The 14,641-nt window shown below is 62.1% G+C and carries 14 protein-coding genes; 3 read left to right on the top strand and 11 right to left on the bottom strand.

All coding sequences use genetic code 11. The features are described 5' to 3' along the window. Positions 1-187 precede the first annotated feature (187 nt). Both JF539_RS19100 and JF539_RS19105 read right to left on the bottom strand, forming a co-directional pair. Entirely contained in the window at positions 188-1,219 is a 1,032-nt protein-coding gene (locus JF539_RS19100) for a peptidoglycan -binding protein (RefSeq protein ID WP_207142303.1), read from the bottom strand. A gap of 35 nt (positions 1,220-1,254) precedes the next feature. Next, the gene (locus JF539_RS19105) at positions 1,255-2,244 is read right to left on the bottom strand and encodes a flagellar motor protein MotA (protein ID WP_207142304.1); all 990 of its coding nucleotides are present in this window, start codon (positions 2,242-2,244) and stop codon (positions 1,255-1,257) included. Positions 2,245-2,615: 371 nt separating this feature from the next. Between JF539_RS19105 and JF539_RS19110 the strand changes: the two genes are divergently transcribed. Continuing rightward, positions 2,616-3,293 carry a hypothetical protein gene (locus tag JF539_RS19110; RefSeq protein ID WP_207142305.1) on the top strand — a complete coding sequence of 226 codons (678 nt, stop codon included), beginning with the start codon at positions 2,616-2,618 and terminating at the stop codon, positions 3,291-3,293. A gap of 65 nt (positions 3,294-3,358) precedes the next feature. On the opposite strand, the gene JF539_RS19115 is transcribed toward JF539_RS19110, so the two are convergent. From JF539_RS19115 to tkt, 9 genes are all read right to left on the bottom strand, one after another. Next, the gene (locus JF539_RS19115) at positions 3,359-4,162 is read right to left on the bottom strand and encodes an inositol monophosphatase family protein (protein WP_207142306.1); all 804 of its coding nucleotides are present in this window, start codon (positions 4,160-4,162) and stop codon (positions 3,359-3,361) included. A 71-nt stretch (positions 4,163-4,233) separates the two neighbouring features. Beyond that, positions 4,234-4,797, bottom strand: coding sequence for an elongation factor P (gene efp / locus JF539_RS19120; RefSeq protein ID WP_207142307.1), 564 nt, complete (start codon positions 4,795-4,797; stop codon positions 4,234-4,236). Between the two features lie 170 nt (positions 4,798-4,967). Beyond that, entirely contained in the window at positions 4,968-6,140 is a 1,173-nt protein-coding gene (locus tag JF539_RS19125; RefSeq protein WP_209017426.1) for a tetratricopeptide repeat protein, read from the bottom strand. Positions 6,141-6,218: 78 nt separating this feature from the next. Beyond that, complete coding sequence (locus JF539_RS19130) at positions 6,219-6,893, bottom strand: thiamine phosphate synthase (RefSeq protein WP_207142464.1); 675 nt, start codon at positions 6,891-6,893, stop codon at positions 6,219-6,221. A gap of 85 nt (positions 6,894-6,978) precedes the next feature. Further along, positions 6,979-8,046 (bottom strand): class II fructose-bisphosphate aldolase, encoded by a 1,068-nt coding sequence (gene fba / locus JF539_RS19135; protein ID WP_207142308.1) that lies wholly within the window; start codon positions 8,044-8,046, stop codon positions 6,979-6,981. Positions 8,047-8,349: 303 nt separating this feature from the next. Further along, the gene (locus JF539_RS19140; RefSeq protein WP_207142309.1) at positions 8,350-9,543 is read right to left on the bottom strand and encodes a phosphoglycerate kinase; all 1,194 of its coding nucleotides are present in this window, start codon (positions 9,541-9,543) and stop codon (positions 8,350-8,352) included. Positions 9,544-9,558: 15 nt separating this feature from the next. Continuing rightward, positions 9,559-10,182: a LysE family translocator gene (locus JF539_RS19145; RefSeq protein WP_207142310.1), complete on the bottom strand. Its 624-nt coding sequence runs from the start codon at positions 10,180-10,182 to the stop codon at positions 9,559-9,561. Positions 10,183-10,279: 97 nt separating this feature from the next. Further along, positions 10,280-11,290 carry a type I glyceraldehyde-3-phosphate dehydrogenase gene (gene gap, locus JF539_RS19150; RefSeq protein ID WP_207142311.1) on the bottom strand — a complete coding sequence of 337 codons (1,011 nt, stop codon included), beginning with the start codon at positions 11,288-11,290 and terminating at the stop codon, positions 10,280-10,282. A 142-nt stretch (positions 11,291-11,432) separates the two neighbouring features. Continuing rightward, a complete protein-coding gene (gene tkt, locus JF539_RS19155; protein ID WP_207142312.1) occupies positions 11,433-13,421 on the bottom strand; it encodes a transketolase in 1,989 nt (662 codons plus the stop codon). A gap of 479 nt (positions 13,422-13,900) precedes the next feature. Here tkt and JF539_RS19160 point away from each other — a divergent pair, with 479 nt between their 5' ends. Together JF539_RS19160 and JF539_RS19165 are read left to right on the top strand one after the other, a co-directional pair. Then, positions 13,901-14,197, top strand: a complete 297-nt coding sequence (locus tag JF539_RS19160) for a DUF4164 domain-containing protein (RefSeq protein ID WP_207142313.1) — start codon at positions 13,901-13,903, stop codon at positions 14,195-14,197. Positions 14,198-14,203: 6 nt separating this feature from the next. Further along, on the top strand, positions 14,204-14,584 hold the full coding sequence (locus tag JF539_RS19165) for a cell division protein ZapA (RefSeq protein WP_207142314.1): 381 nt from the start codon (positions 14,204-14,206) through the stop codon (positions 14,582-14,584). The last annotated feature ends 57 nt before the right edge of the window (positions 14,585-14,641 follow it).

Below are 14,641 nucleotides of genomic sequence, written 5' to 3' on the forward strand. Positions count from 1 at the left end.
CTCTCTTTCCGCTTCGTCATGGTTTATCGGTCACGGGCAAGAACCCGTCAATCCGGCCGGCCAGATCCGGATCTCAACCGTCATCTCACCGGCGGCAAACCGCTTTACCGGTAATGCGGAAAAACGCTTTTACGGTGGGGCCTGCTGTTCTGCAGGATAGCGGCGAACGGAGACGAGCCCGCGACTCTCACCGCTCCGTCAGCTTCAGCTCGATCCGCCGGTTCTTCGCCAGCGCCTCGGGCGTTTCGCCCTCTTCCAGAGGCTGGAACTCGCCGAAGCCGGCGGCGACCAGCCGTTTGGGGTCGACGCCCTTCTCGATGAGATAGCGGACCACGGAAATGGCGCGGGCGGCTGAGAGTTCCCAGTTGTTACGCAGGCGGCCGGTGCCGGAGAGCGGACGGGCGTCTGTGTGGCCGTCGACCCTGAGAACCCAGTTGATCTCGTCGGGGATCTGCAGGCTCAGTTCCTGGATCGCCTCGGCGAGCTTGTCGAGTTCGGTCTGTCCGGCCGGATTGATGTCTTCCGAGCCGGAATCGAACAGCACTTCCGATTGGAACACGAAGCGGTCGCCGACCACGGAAATGTCGGACCGCTGGGAGAGGATTTCCCGTAAGCGGCCGAAGAAATCGGAGCGATAGCGGGAGAGCTCCTGAACGCGCTGGACGAGCGCGGCGTTGAGCCTTCGACCCAGGCTCGCGATCTTGGCCTGGCTTTGCTCTTCCTTGGCTTCCGCTGCTTCCAGCGCCGCGTTGGCGGCGGCGATCTGGCGTCTCAAGGCGGCGATCTGCTGGTTGAGGAGTTCCACCTGGGCCAGCGCCTCCTGGCTGACCTGACGTTCGTCGTCGAGGAGGTTCTCAAGACGGCTTGCCTGCCCGCCGGCGGCGTCCGCCTCGCTCGAGCTACTTTCCAGGAGGCCGAGAAGGCGTGTCTGTTCGGCCTGCGCGTCGCTGAGGCTGGCCTGCAGACCGAGAATGGTGTCTTCGAGTTCGCCGGAGCTGGCCCGCTCCAGCGCCAACAGTTCGGTCAGCTCGCTGATCTGGGCGTTCAGCCGGTTGAGCACGGTATCTCGGCCGGAAAGCTGCTGGGAGAGAAAGAACTGGGCGATCATGAAGATCGACAGAAGGAAAATGATGACCAGAAGCAGGGTCGCCATGGCATCGACGAAGCCGGGCCAGTAATCCGTCGATTGGCCGCGGCGGCGGGCGCGAAGGCTTGCCATCTAGTCGGCTCCCCACTGGCATCCGGACATGGCGGTCACTCCTTTGCCCGGTCGAACGCGGCCGAAATGGAGGCAAGAAGCCCTTCGATGCGTTTTTGCTGCTCGCTCTGGGACTCGGCCCAGTCGCGCATCATCTGCTGCTCGGAGCGCACGTGCTTGACCAGACCCTGAATGCCTTCGGCCAGATTGGCCATGGCCTGGGAGGCCGTCTTGCTGCCGCCCTCCTCGATGGTCTTTTGCAGCGACTGGATCGAGGCCTGGATCTGTTCGACGCCCGGAGACTCGGTGGCGCCGAACATGCCTTCTTCCGGGTCGATGTCGGTGACCGTGGAAAGCCAGTCTTCCAGCTCGTTGTAGAAGCGGTTCTGAGCCTGGCCCGCCTGAAGATCGAGAAAGCCGAGGACCAGCGATCCGGTCAGGCCGAAAAGGGACGAGGAAAACGCGGTGCCCATGCCGGACAGAGGCGCTTCCAGCCCGGCCTTGAGGTCCTCGAAGATGACATTCGCGTCGCCCGAGCCGACGTCGAGGGACTGGATGGTCGCGCCGACGGAGGAGACGGTCTGAAGCAGGCCCCAGAAGGTGCCGAGAAGGCCGAGGAACACAAGCAGGCCGGTCAGATAGCGCGACATTTCCCGCGATTCTTCCAGGCGCGTGCCGATGGAATCAAGAATGGAGCGGGCGGTGGTCGGTGTCAGCGCCATGTCGCCGGCCTTGTTGGCCAGAAGGGCCGCCATGGGCGCCAGCAGAACCGGCGATCTGGTGTCGAGCGCCGGGTCGCCGATCCGGAAGCTGTTGACCCAGGAAATTTCTGGAAAGAGCCGGATGACCCGGCCGAAGAGCAGCAGGATACCGAAAACACCGACCAAAACGATCAGGCCGTTGAGGCCCGGGTTGCTCATGAAGGCGGTGGATATTTGCGGGAACAGGATGAAGGCAATGAAGGCGACGATCACCAGAAAGATGATCATGAAGGTCAGATACGCCTTCGGACTGGACAGGCTGTAGGGGTCGAATTCACGGGCCATATTGCGCTATCAATCACCTGTTTGAAGGGTAACCGATTGATAGCGTGATTTTTAACGGCTTGGAAACCTCAATTCGCGGCTCATGCCCGAATTAGCGTTGGAAAGCGGGAAATTCGGGAGGAGGCATGGGCTCTCGTTATCTGGTTCCCGGTTTGGAAAATACATGCGTTGGCGACACCTTCCCGATAAAGCGTGTCCCATTTTTGGCGTCCAGGGCTTGTCTTCCACTTGAAATTGAATTCGGAGTGACGATCTTCCCTTAGGTAAGAAGGTGTCGGTCCGTCTCGCGGATCAAGCCTTTCTGCCGGGGCTGTCGCATTTTTTTGGAAGGCGGTCCTGAATTCTCCTTTTTGAATTATGGCGGTACCATCATGACGCGCAAAACTTTTACCTTTGAGACCCCGAGCCTGGCAGCCTTTGTACCGGGTTTAACTCCCTTGAATGGAACCTTGCGACCCGGGCCGACGGAGTTTGACTTTGAAGGCTTCGATGTCCTGCACGTTAAGGACGTCAGCAGCACTGACCTTGGCGGCACGGTTGTCTATGACGAAGTCATTCCCTTTGATGCGGGTCAGTATTCGCCCCCTGACGGGACGAATGGCCCGACCGGGTCCGGAGGCAGAATCAAGGGAGCGCTCCAAAGCCGCGTCGTCCGGTCCGACACGACCAAGACGTTGATTTTTGCCTACAGGTTCCGCGACATGACCTTCTTCCCCGGCACGGGGCCGCAGAATAAAGGCAGTCAACTGGTCAACGTTGAACTGGTGACACTTAAAGGTTTTCCAAAGAGTGCATTTCCCGTCGAAATGTACAGTCTGGACATGAGCCAGAGCCTCGGTGCCGAAACGCTTACGGGATTTTATCGAGGCAATGGGGCCTTTGAGTTCAACACCTTTTTGACAGAACCGGAAGGTACGACCTTTTTCGAAGTTCTGACAAAGGCCACTCAATACACGACTGGAAGTTATCTTTCTCTGGAAGTCGACGCGCGCGGCAACGGAGGGGGGCAATATACCGCCAACCTGTCGCAAATCGCCGTGCCGGCCTGAGTGCCTGCCCTGGGCCGGTTGCCCGTAACGACTGAACGCTTGAGTTTTTCGAGACGGGCGCCGCCTCAGGCCGCCGGAGCCTCGGCTTTCTTCAAGAGCCGGAGGAGGTGCTTGTGGGCGTCCTCATTGCCGACGACGACGTCGCCGCTGTCCAGCATCTTGTTCTTGCCGGCAAGGTCGCTGACGAAGCCGCCGGCTTCCTTCACCATGAGAATGCCTGCCGCGATGTCCCAGGAATTGAGACCGCGCTCCCAGTAGCCGTCCAGGCGGCCCGAGGCGGTCCAGGCCAGGTCGATGGCCGCGGCGCCCGCGCGGCGGATTCCGGCGACTTCCGGCATGATGTGGCGCAATTCGCGCAGGGTCCGCCCGTGATCGCCAACGCCGATGAAAGGCAGGCCGGTGCCGAAGACCATCTCGGGAAGCTCGGAGCGTCCGGCAACCCGGAGGCGCCGGTCGTTCAGGAAGGCGCCCCGGCCCCGTTCGGCGGTGTAGAGTTCGTCCATGACCGGATTGAAAATCACACCGGCGACGATCTCGCCCGCCCGTTCCAGGGCGATCGACGTGGCGAAGATCGGGATGCCGTGCAGAAAGTTGGTGGTTCCGTCAAGCGGGTCGATGTGCCAGCGGTGCTGGCCGTCGGTACCCTCGACCTCGCCGCTTTCCTCCATGACCAGGCCGTAGGTCGGCCGGGCCTTCGTCAGTTCCGCGCGCACGATTTCCTCCGCCTTGCGGTCGGCGGCGGAAACGAAATCACCGGGCCCCTTTCGGGATACCTGCAGGTTTTCCACTTCGCCGAAATCGCGGACCAGACTGCGTCCGGCCTTGATCGCGGCCTGGACCATAACATTGAGGAGAGCTGTGCGCGCCATTGACTGTCACTTGTTGTTGGGCATGCCCGGAAGGGCCGGGCCTGCCGGATTACTGGTGCGTTGCGGGCAGGTCAGTCCGCGCGGCGGACATATTCCAGAGTGCCGGTGTCGACGATGATTTTCTCGCCCGCGGTGATGAACGGGGGCACCATCACGCGCACACCGTTTTCCATGAGCGCCGGCTTGTAGGAGGAGGACTGGGTCTGGCCCTTGACCACCGCGTCGGCTTCACTGATTTCAAGGGTGACGTGCTGAGGCAGGGTGATGCCGATCGGGCGCTCCTCGTGGAGTTCCACGGTCACCATCATGCCGTCCTGGAGAAACGCGGCGCGGTCGCCGACGAAATCGGCCTGAAGCTCGAGCTGCTCGTAGGTTTCCGTGTCCATGAAGATCAGCATGTCGTCCTGGGTGTAAAGGTACTGGAAGTCCTTCTGCTCAAGACGTACGCGCTCGACCTTGTCTTCGGAGCGGAAACGCTCGTTGAGCTTGCGGCCGTCGAGCAGGTTCTTCATTTCGACCTGGGCGAAGGCGCCACCTTTTCCCGGCTTGACGTGCTGGACTTTGACAACGGCCCACAGGGTGTCCTGATGCTGAAGCACGTTGCCGGGCTTGATTTCGTTTCCGTTGATTTTCATGGAACGACCGACTTTTCGATTGTTTGGATCTTGAAACAGTGTGGCCGTCAGCATTGACCGCGGCCAGAATTCGCTCGCGCCTGTCCACCACAAAAGCGGGAGGGTTTCAAGGAAAAAAGGAAATTGTGCTTACGATTGCCGGTCTGGAAAGGCCGTAGAGGCAGGCAAGACTAGGGAGACTCCCGAGCCGGATCCGCAGAAGGCGCCATCAGTGTCGCCGAATAGCGTTCGGCCAGTTTGCGCGCTTCCTCCAAGGTGGTTTCGTCAAGGCTTTCGACCATGCTGTCCAGCGACAGGTCGCTTACACCCAGCGAGCGGGCCATCAGGTGCCAGCCAGCGGCGGCGGCGAAGTCCTGTTCGCGACCCCGGCCGTGGGCGTAGATCCGCGCCAGCCGGTTCATAGCGACGGGATTGCCGGAGGCCGCCGCGCGCTCGAACCAGTCGGCCGCTTCCGCCTCGTTGGGGTCGACGCCTTTGCCCTGGAAGCGCATGATGCCGTAGTAGACCTGCGCGGATGTGTGACCGCGCCGCGCCGCCCGGCCCATCCAGAATGCCCCCTGGCCTGGATCGTTCAGGCCGCTTTGGGATTCGATGTAGGATAGCGCAAGCGCGTATTGCGCCTCCGGGTCGTTCAACTGGGCGGCCTCTTCCAGCAGTTCACGCGCTTTTTCCTCATTGTAGGGCCGGCCGTCGCCCTCCTGGTAAAGCAGCGCAAGATTATAAAGCGCGGACGGGTTTCCGGAGGCGGCCGCCTGTTCGAACAGGTCGGCGGCTTTTTTCTTGTCGGTCTCGACGCCGGTGCCGAGCAGGTAGAGTTGCGCCAATTGCATCGCCGATCCGGTGTCGCCCTTCGCGGCCGCCAGGGAATACCAGTCGGCGGCCTTGGCCTTGTCCTGCTTGATCCCGAGCCCGGCCTCGTGGAGAACCCCGAGAAGCGCCTGAGCGGGCGTGTCGCCCTTTTCGGCCAGCGGTGTCGCAAGGCCGACCGCCGTCAGATACCAGCCGCGCTGGAAAGCGGAATAGGCGGTCTCCGACGTGGCGCTCTGGCCTTCCTCCAGCCTGGGCGGGCCGGCGTCGACGATGCTCGATAGCGTCTTGTCCTTGGTGGTGACATCGATCAGCAGCGGCAGTTGACCGGCCTCTTCCTGTTCGGGCGCCCCGCCGGGGTCCTGTTCGGTCGCGGACAGATCCGTCGGAAGAACCAGCAGGCAGGCCAACGCGAGCGGGATGTGCAGCCAAGCCCGCAGCGGCTGGAAAACGCGAAACGCTCCGCTATACGTCTCGCGGGACGCGTGCGGTTCTTGTCGGTCCGGGGCAGGCCGTTGTCGATGTTTCAAACGCATGACCATCCCTTACCGTTCAGACTTGGCGAATTTTCGGCATCCCGATGAAATTTCTGCAATCCGGATCCTCACCGAACTCTACTCGGCCTCGGCGAACGGGTGAGCCTCCAGAATGCGGTTGGCTTGCGAAACCACAGATGCGATCTCTTCGCCAGATTGCCAAACGGCGTCCTTCAGCGCAACAAAGTCGGCCCCGGTGGCGGCGACGTCTCCAAGGGTTTCGAGCCTGTTCCCGGCTAGGGCGACGCAAGGGGTCTCGAAAAGCTCCGACCACCAGGCGGCCAGGGTCAGGGTCTTGGCGTGCGCGCTTTCCTTTTCCTCAAGGCCGAGGACGCCGAAGAGAATATAGTCGACGCCGGTTTCGGCCCATTCCATGGCGTCGTGCTTCAGTTTCGTGCCGCCGGTGCCGACGATACGCTCCGGCTGAAAGCTCTCCACGGCCAGTTTGACATCTTCCAGGGAGGTGTCGACATGCACGCCGTCGGCACCGCAGCGTCCGGCGGCCTGGCTGTCCCGGTAGACGATGGCGGCCGCGCCTCCGTCCTGAATGATGGGGACGAGGGTTTCAGCGGCGCTTTGCACTTCCTTCGTGCCCGCGCCCGGCATGTAGATCAGCACACATGCGATGTCTCCGCCGGCGAAAGCCTTTTTGAGCTTTTCGGCCATATCCGCGGTGTCGAATTCCGGCGGTGTCACAAGAAAGAGGCGGGGGCGGTTCACTGCGGCGGTCCTGTTCTGGTCTGATAGAACGATAAAGGTGCTCTAAAGACGGAAAAAGAGGGGCGCAAGGCCCCTCTCTCAACAAAGTGAATGAAACGGCAGACCGTCGGCAGGCGATTCAGCCCACCTTCGGGTCCAGGCTGCCGTCTGCATAGCGGGCCGCCATGTCAGCCAGGGTGACGATCTTCTTGATCTTGGAGGCCTGGCCGGCGGTGTTGAAAGCTTCCAGACGCGCGACGCAAAGTTTCTGCATCGCGTCTCGGGCGGGCTTCAGGTATTTGCGCGGGTCGAACTCGGCCGGGTTCTCGCTGAGGATCCTGCGGATCTGGCCGGTCATGGCCATCCGGTTGTCCGTGTCGATGTTGACCTTGCGCACGCCGTTCTTGATGCCGCGCTGGATTTCCTCGACCGGAACACCCCAGGTCTGCGGCATTTCCCCGCCGTACTGGTTGATGATGTCCTGCAGATCCTGCGGCACGGAAGAGGAGCCGTGCATGACGAGGTGGGTGTCCGGCAGACGGCGGTGGATCTCTTCGATCACGCTCATGGCCAGGATCTCGCCGTCCGGCTTGCGGGTGAATTTATAGGCGCCGTGGCTGGTGCCCATGGCGATGGCCAGCGCGTCGACCTTGGTTTCCTGAACGAATTTGACCGCTTCTTCCGGATCGGTCAGGAGCTGGTCGTGGCTGAGCTTGCCTTCGGCGCCGTGGCCGTCCTCCTTGTCGCCCATGCCGGTCTCCAGAGAGCCGAGCACGCCAAGCTCGCCTTCGACGGAAATACCGCCGAGATGGGCCATGTCGGTCACGGTCTTGGTGACGCCGACGTTGTAGTCCCAGTTGGCGGGCGTCTTGCCGTCCGCTTCCAGGGAGCCGTCCATCATCACGGAGGTGAAGCCGGCCTGGATGGCGGTCATGCAGGTCTGCGGTGCGTTGCCGTGGTCCAGGTGAACGCAGACGGGAATATGCGGGTAGATTTCCACGACGGCGTCCATCATGTGCTTGAGCATCACATCGTGGGCATAGGACCGGGCACCGCGGGAGGCCTGGATGATAACGGGAGCGTCGGTCTGGTCGGCGGCGGCCATGATGGCCAGGGCCTGTTCCATGTTGTTGATGTTGAAAGCGGGTACGCCGTAGTCGTGTTCAGCGGCGTGGTCCAACAACTGGCGTAGGGTAATGCGTGCCATCTCAAGTCTCCCAGTTTCTGTTCCGTTTCACGCCTTCAATTCGCGCGGACAAGCGTCACGGGTATTGCAGTGCGTCAGGGTAGGGAGGTTCTAACAAGATTTTCCGGCGATGAAAGAGGGGGGACTCCACCTAAATCAATTTAAATACAGTGCTGTGCCTAAAAAGGCGAAGCTTAGTAAATGTGAATTTCGAACTAAATCCGAGGGTTGGCCCAGAATTACGAACAGGACCTGATCCGGGTGCCCGGCCGAAAAGACCGGGCGCCTCGAGTTTGCGAGGTATTGCACCTGTCAGCTGCGCGCTCAGCCTTCGAGTGCGGTAACCCCGGGCAGGTCCTTGCCTTCCAGCCACTCCAGGAAAGCGCCGCCGGCGGTCGAGACATAGGAGAAAGTCTCCGCGACGCCGGCGTGGTTCAACGCGGCCACCGTGTCGCCGCCCCCGGCAACGGAGTTGAGCTTGCCGGCCCTGGTGTTTTCGGCAGCGTGTCTGGCGGCCGCCACCGTCGCCTTGTCGAAGGGCTCGATTTCGAAGGCGCCAAGCGGGCCGTTCCAGACCAGGGTCTTGGCGGCATCGATCTTGGAGGCGACCGTTGCGATGGAGGCCGGACCGACGTCGAGCATCATGCCGTCCGCCGGAACGGCGTCGAGCGCAACGGTCTCGTTGTCCGCGCCGGCCTTGAATTCCTTTGCCACGACGGCATCGACGGGAAGCACGATTTCACAGCCGGCCCTGTCCGCGGCCGCCATGATCTTCTTCGCGGTGTCCGCCAGGTCGTGCTCGCACAGGGACTTGCCGACGTCGACGCCGTTGGCCGCGAGGAAGGTGTTGGCCATGCCGCCGCCGATCACCAGCATGTCGACCCTTGAGACGAGGTTTTCCAGGAGGTCGATCTTGGAAGAGACCTTCGCGCCGCCGACGACGGCCAGGACCGGGCGGACCGGCTCGCCGAGCGCGGACCCGAGCGCTTCCAGCTCGGCCTGCATGGTGCGTCCGGCATAGGCCGGAAGCAGTTTCGCGATGCCTTCTGTCGAGCCGTGTGCCCGGTGGGCGGCGGAAAAGGCGTCATTGACATAGATGTCGCCGTTTTCGGCAAGCGCCTTGGCGAAGTCCGGATCGTTCTTTTCCTCGCCCTTGTGGTAGCGGGTGTTCTCCAGAAGCAGGACATCGCCGTCGCTCATCGCGGCGACCGCTTTTGCCGCGGCCTCGCCGATGCAGTCATCGCCGAATGCGACAGGCTTGCCGAGGAGGCCGGCGACAGCCGGAGCGACGGGCGCCAAGGACATGTCCGCGACGCGCTCGCCCTTTGGGCGGCCGAAATGGGCCAAAAGAACGACTTTCGCGCCTTTTTCGGAAAGTTCGCGGATCGTCGGCAGCACCCGCTCGATCCGGGTCGTGTCGGACACCTTGCCGCCGTCCATGGGAACGTTCAGATCAACGCGGACCAGAACGCGTTTGCCGGCAATATCAGTCAAGTCGTCGAGAGTCTTGAAAGCCATGGTGGGCACCTCTTGTCAGGAACGGGAAGAATTCGTGGAGACGGCAATACCGATGCCGAAGAGAGTCAGGAGCACGCCGAAAGAACGTTCCAGCCAGAGCTTGGCACGGGTGAAGCGCTGGCGCACGGAGGGAAGCGTGAAAAACATCGTCACAAGCACGAACCAGAGAAAGACACCGCCAGCCATGATGACGCCGTAACCGATCTTGATCCAGAGCGGAGTGGCGTGGGACGTGACCTGAAGGAAGACGCTCAGCGCGAACAGCGTCGCCTTGGGGTTCGTCACATTGGTGAAGAAGCCCCAGCGCAACGCCTTCAGCGGTGGCATGGTCTCGAGGGCCGTGCCGGACGGCATTTCTTTGGACGCGCTCCTGTACATGGTCAGCCCAAGAAACACGAGATAGGCCGCGCCGATCAGCTTCAGTGCGTTGAACACAAAGATGGACTGGGAGACGATCAGGCCGATACCCGCGAGGGCGTAGGTCACATGCACCCCCAGCGCAAGGCCGATGCCGAGCGCGGTCATGATCCCGGCCAGACGTCCTCCGGTCAGGGCGTTGCGCAGGACGACCGCGAAGTCGGGGCCTGGAACGACCGCGCACACGACGGTGAGGGATATGACGGTGAGGAGTTCGATCACGCGGGCCTCCGGCTTCCGACGGGATAAAAAAGGCGGATGCGGCTCTCCGCATCCGCCTTTCGCGCTAGCGTAGGATGTTGTCCGGCCGAGCCATTGCTCAGATCAGTTTGGCCATGGCGACGGCCGTGTCGGCCATACGGTTGGAGAAGCCCCACTCGTTGTCGTACCAGGTCAGGATACGCACGAAAGTGCCGTCCATGACCTTCGTCTGGTCGCAATGGAAGACCGACGAATGACTGTCGTGGTTGAAGTCCATCGAGACCAGCTTGTCGTCGGTATAGCCGAGAATGCCTTTCAGCTTGCCGTTGGCGGCGTCGCGGATGGCGGCATTGATCTCTTCGACCGAGGTCTCGCGCTTGGCGATGAAGTTGAGATCGACCACGGAAACATTCGGCGTCGGAACGCGGATGGCGACACCGTCCAGTTTGCCGTTCAGTTCCGGCAGAACCAGCCCGACGGCCTTGGCGGCGCCGGTGGAGGTCGGGATCATGGACATGGCCGCGGCACGGGCGCGGTAAAGATCCTTGTGCATGGTGTCCAGGGTCGGCTGGTCACCCGTGTAGGAGTGGATCGTCGTCATGAAGCCCTTCTCGATGCCGACGACCTCATTGAGGACATAGGCGACGGGCGACAGGCAGTTGGTGGTGCAGGACGCGTTGGAAACCACAAGGTCGTCCGCCGTCAGAGCGTTGTCGTTCACGCCGTAGACGATGGTCTTGTCGGCACCGGCGCCCGGCGCGGAGACAAGAACGCGTTTCGCGCCGGCTTCAAGATGAAGGGCGGCCTTTTCCTTGGCGGTGAAGATGCCGGTGCATTCCATCGCGACTTCGACGCCGAGTTCGCCCCAGGGCAGGTCCTTCGGATCGCGGATCGCGGTGACCTTGATCGGCTTGCCGCCACCGACGGAGATGGTGTCGCCTTCGACGACGACTTCCGCCGGGAACCGGCCGTGAACGCTGTCGTAGCGCAGCAGATGCGCGTTGGTCTCGACCGGGCCCAGGTCGTTAATGGCCACGACCTCGATGTCGGTGCGCCCGGATTCGACGATGGCGCGCAGGACGTTGCGGCCGATGCGGCCAAACCCGTTGATTGCTACCTTGGTTACCATATTTCACTCCCGCGTTCTTCGACGCTCAGCCGTACTCCGGCGCCGATTGGAAAGCCACACAGGTGGCCGCTGAAATGAGCACGACGTGCTCAGTGATCCCGGCGGCATTTGGGGGACTGATGCTGCCGGGAAACGATCCGAATTATGCTCCGAGCTTTGCCTTCGCCGCGGCCACGACCGCCTCCTTGGTGATGCCGAAATGCTCATAAAGCTCTTTGTAAGGCGCGCTTGCGCCAAAGCCGGTCATGCCGATGAAGGTGCCGTCCGCGCCGATGAAACGGTCCCAACCCATGCGGATACCGGCTTCGACCGCGATTTTCACCGGGCTCGCGCCGATGACAGCCGCCTTGTAGTCGTCGGACTGGGCCTCGAACAACTCGAAGGAGGGGACAGAGACGACGCGCGCCGCGATGCCTTCCGCCGTCAGCTCCTTGTGGGCGTCCACGGCGATCTCGACTTCCGAGCCGGAGGCAAACAGCGTGACGGCGGCGTCTTCCTCGCTGTCGATCAGCACATAGGCGCCCTGGGCGCACAGGTTGGCTTCCTCGAAGGTCTTGCGCTGGGAGGCCAGGTTCTGACGGGTCAGAGCCAGGACCGCCGGTCCGTCCTTGGCTTCGAGTGCGAGCTGCCAGCACTCGAGCGTCTCGGTGATGTCGGCCGGCCGGAAGAATGCGAGGTTCGGAATGGCCCGCAGAGCCGCGAAATGCTCGACCGGCTGGTGTGTCGGTCCGTCTTCGCCAAGACCGATGGAATCGTGGGTCATGACGTGAATGACGCGCTGCCCCATCAGGGCCGCCAGACGGATCGACGGACGGCAATAATCGGAAAAGATCAGGAAGCCACCGGAATAGGGGATCAGGCCGCGGTGCAGCGCCATGCCGTTCATGGCGGCCGCCATGCCGTGCTCGCGAATGCCGTAATGAATGTAGCGGCCGGAGAAGTCGTCCGGGGTGACGGGTTCGGTCTGCGGCGTCTTGGTGTTGTTGGAACCGGTCAGGTCGGCGGAGCCGCCAATGGTTTCCGGCACGACCTCGTTGATGACGGTCAGCACGGCTTCGGAGGCCTTGCGCGTCGCCATGGTCGGCTGTTCGTCGGCGAGCTTCTTCTTGTAGTCCAGTATCGCCTGGGTGAAGCCTGCGGGCAGGTCGCCCCGGTTGCGGCGGTCGAATTCTGCGCGGGTTTCCGCATCGGCGTCGGCAAACCGCTTCTGCCAGTCCTTGTGCGCCTGGGCGGAGCGGAGGCCCGCGATGCGCCAGGCATCCAGGATGTCGCTCGGGACTTCGAAAGGCTCGTGCGGCCAGTTCAGGGCTTCGCGGGTGCCCGCGATTTCCTCTGCGCCGAGCGGCGCGCCGTGGACCTTCGAGGAGCCTGCCTTGGTCGGCGCGCCGAAGCCGATCGTTGTCTTGGCCGCGATCAGCGACGGCTTGTCGCTGGCCTGCGCCTGCCGGATCGCGGCGGCAATCGCCTCCGGATCATGGCCGTCCACGCTGAGCGTGTTCCAGCCGGATGCGGCGAAGCGGGCGAGCTGGTCGGTGGAATCGGTGATTTCGACCCTGCCGTCGATGGAAATGCCGTTATCGTCCCAGATGACGATCAGCTTGTTCAGTTTCAGGTGGCCGGCGAGAGACAGGGCCTCCTGGCTGATGCCTTCCATAAGACAGCCGTCACCGGCCAGAACATAGGTGTAGTGATCGACGAGGTCCGCGCCGAACCGCTCCTCCTGGAGGCGTTCGGCGATCGCCATTCCGACGGCATTGCCGAGGCCTTGTCCCAGCGGGCCGGTGGTGGTTTCGATACCGGCGCCGTGACCGTATTCCGGGTGACCGGCCGTGCGGGCGCCGAGCTGGCGGAAATTCTTCAATTCGTCCAGCGAGAAGTCCTCGTAGCCCAGGAGATAAAGCAGGCTGTAGAGGAGCATGGAGCCGTGGCCGGCGGACAGGACAAAGCGGTCGCGGTCCGACCAGTCCGGAGTGGTCGGGTCGAACTTCAGGAACTCGGTGAACAGGACAGTCGCGATGTCGGCAGCGCCCATGGGCAATCCGGGATGGCCGGATTTGGCTTTCTCCACGGCATCGATGGCAAGAAAGCGGATCGCGTTCGCCATGCGCTGGTGTTTTTCAAGATCGGTCATCGTCTTCCTGTCGCTTGCTTTGGAGCCCCTTCACCAGAGCGGACCGCCCGGTTCGGAATTTTGTGGGGTGGATTTCTCAAAAACCACTGTTGCCGTTTGGGTTCGGGCGCCAGACAAATATCAGGAACCGCCAGCGAGTCAACAAATCTGGCGGCAACCCAAACGAGATGCAAAGCGGCAAAGGATCGCGGACGAAAATCCCGCCTTCAGGGTTATAGAACTGAGGATTCTGACGATGGCGCATTGACTGCGAGATTATGCGATGCCTAAGCTCATCGCTCCAAGAATGATTTTCAAACTCGCCATAAACTTTGATTGAACGCGAGACGCCGGGTGGGGGCACCTTTATACGGAACGCGTGCGGGAATTCGGCAAGCGCGCCTGGGAACGCGCAGAGATTCGTCCGACGATGTGACGTAATGCAGGTCACAGGTAACGACGGTGCCGCCACGAAAAGACCTGGGGGACAAGCTGACGTAATGGCGGAAACTGATTGCGTGGAAAAGACGAGTCTTGCCGATGCCGTCAAACGCCTGGAAGCGGCGGTGGGTCATCTGGAAACGGCGGTGCAGCGGCGCATGGACGCTGACAGATCCCTGAACTCCCTTCAGGACGATTTGCAAAGGCTCGGAGAGGACCGGTCGCAACTGGCCGCTTCCCTGGACGAGAGCGAGGCGAGGGCGTCCCGTCTGGAGGAAGCCAACAAGGACGTCTCACGCCGGCTCGTTTCGGCGATGGAGACCATTCGCAGCGTTCTGGACGCGCATGGAGGCTGATCCCCGATGGCGCAAATCTCGGTCACGATAAACGGAAAATCCTTTCGCATGGCCTGCGACGACGGCGAAGAGGAGCGGCTGATGGGCCTTGCAAGCCGCTTCGATGGCTGGATCGGAGACCTCAAGGGAGCCTTCGGAGAGATTGGCGACCAGCGGCTGACCGTGATGGCGGGTATCATGGCGACCGACCAGCTGTCGGAGCTGGAGCGCAAGGTTGCCCGGCTCGAAGAAGAGCTGGCGGAGGCCAAGAAGCAGCAGCTCACCGCGCTCGACAACCTGAGCCAGAACGAACAGGAGCTGTCGCGCGCCATTCACACGGCGGCCGCCCGCATCGAAAGTCTGGCGGACGGGGTGGCGAAGAGCCTGCGCTCCTCCGATGTGTCCTGACAGGCGCCGGTTCAGGTACGTTCCAGAACGATCCCCGTTAGAATTCGTTTGTGATGA

This window comes from Roseibium aggregatum (assembly GCF_017309185.1).
GTDB lineage: Bacteria > Pseudomonadota > Alphaproteobacteria > Rhizobiales > Stappiaceae > Roseibium > Roseibium aggregatum_B.

Bases quoted from the DNA above. Each gene is read 5' to 3' on its own strand.
- JF539_RS19110 (WP_207142305.1), top strand. From the start codon at position 2,616: ATGACGCGCAAAACTTTTACCTTTGAGACCCCGAGCCTGGCAGCCTTT.
- fba (WP_207142308.1), bottom strand. From the start codon at position 8,046: ATGGCACGCATTACCCTACGCCAGTTGTTGGACCACGCCGCTGAACAC.
- JF539_RS19105 (WP_207142304.1), bottom strand. From the start codon at position 2,244: ATGGCCCGTGAATTCGACCCCTACAGCCTGTCCAGTCCGAAGGCGTAT.
- JF539_RS19125 (WP_209017426.1), bottom strand. From the start codon at position 6,140: ATGCGTTTGAAACATCGACAACGGCCTGCCCCGGACCGACAAGAACCG.
- JF539_RS19165 (WP_207142314.1), top strand. From the start codon at position 14,204: ATGGCGCAAATCTCGGTCACGATAAACGGAAAATCCTTTCGCATGGCC.
- JF539_RS19100 (WP_207142303.1), bottom strand. From the start codon at position 1,219: ATGGCAAGCCTTCGCGCCCGCCGCCGCGGCCAATCGACGGATTACTGG.
- JF539_RS19160 (WP_207142313.1), top strand. From the start codon at position 13,901: ATGGCGGAAACTGATTGCGTGGAAAAGACGAGTCTTGCCGATGCCGTC.
- gap (WP_207142311.1), bottom strand. From the start codon at position 11,290: ATGGTAACCAAGGTAGCAATCAACGGGTTTGGCCGCATCGGCCGCAAC.
- JF539_RS19140 (WP_207142309.1), bottom strand. From the start codon at position 9,543: ATGGCTTTCAAGACTCTCGACGACTTGACTGATATTGCCGGCAAACGC.
- tkt (WP_207142312.1), bottom strand. From the start codon at position 13,421: ATGACCGATCTTGAAAAACACCAGCGCATGGCGAACGCGATCCGCTTT.
- efp (WP_207142307.1), bottom strand. From the start codon at position 4,797: ATGAAAATCAACGGAAACGAAATCAAGCCCGGCAACGTGCTTCAGCAT.
- JF539_RS19115 (WP_207142306.1), bottom strand. From the start codon at position 4,162: ATGGCGCGCACAGCTCTCCTCAATGTTATGGTCCAGGCCGCGATCAAG.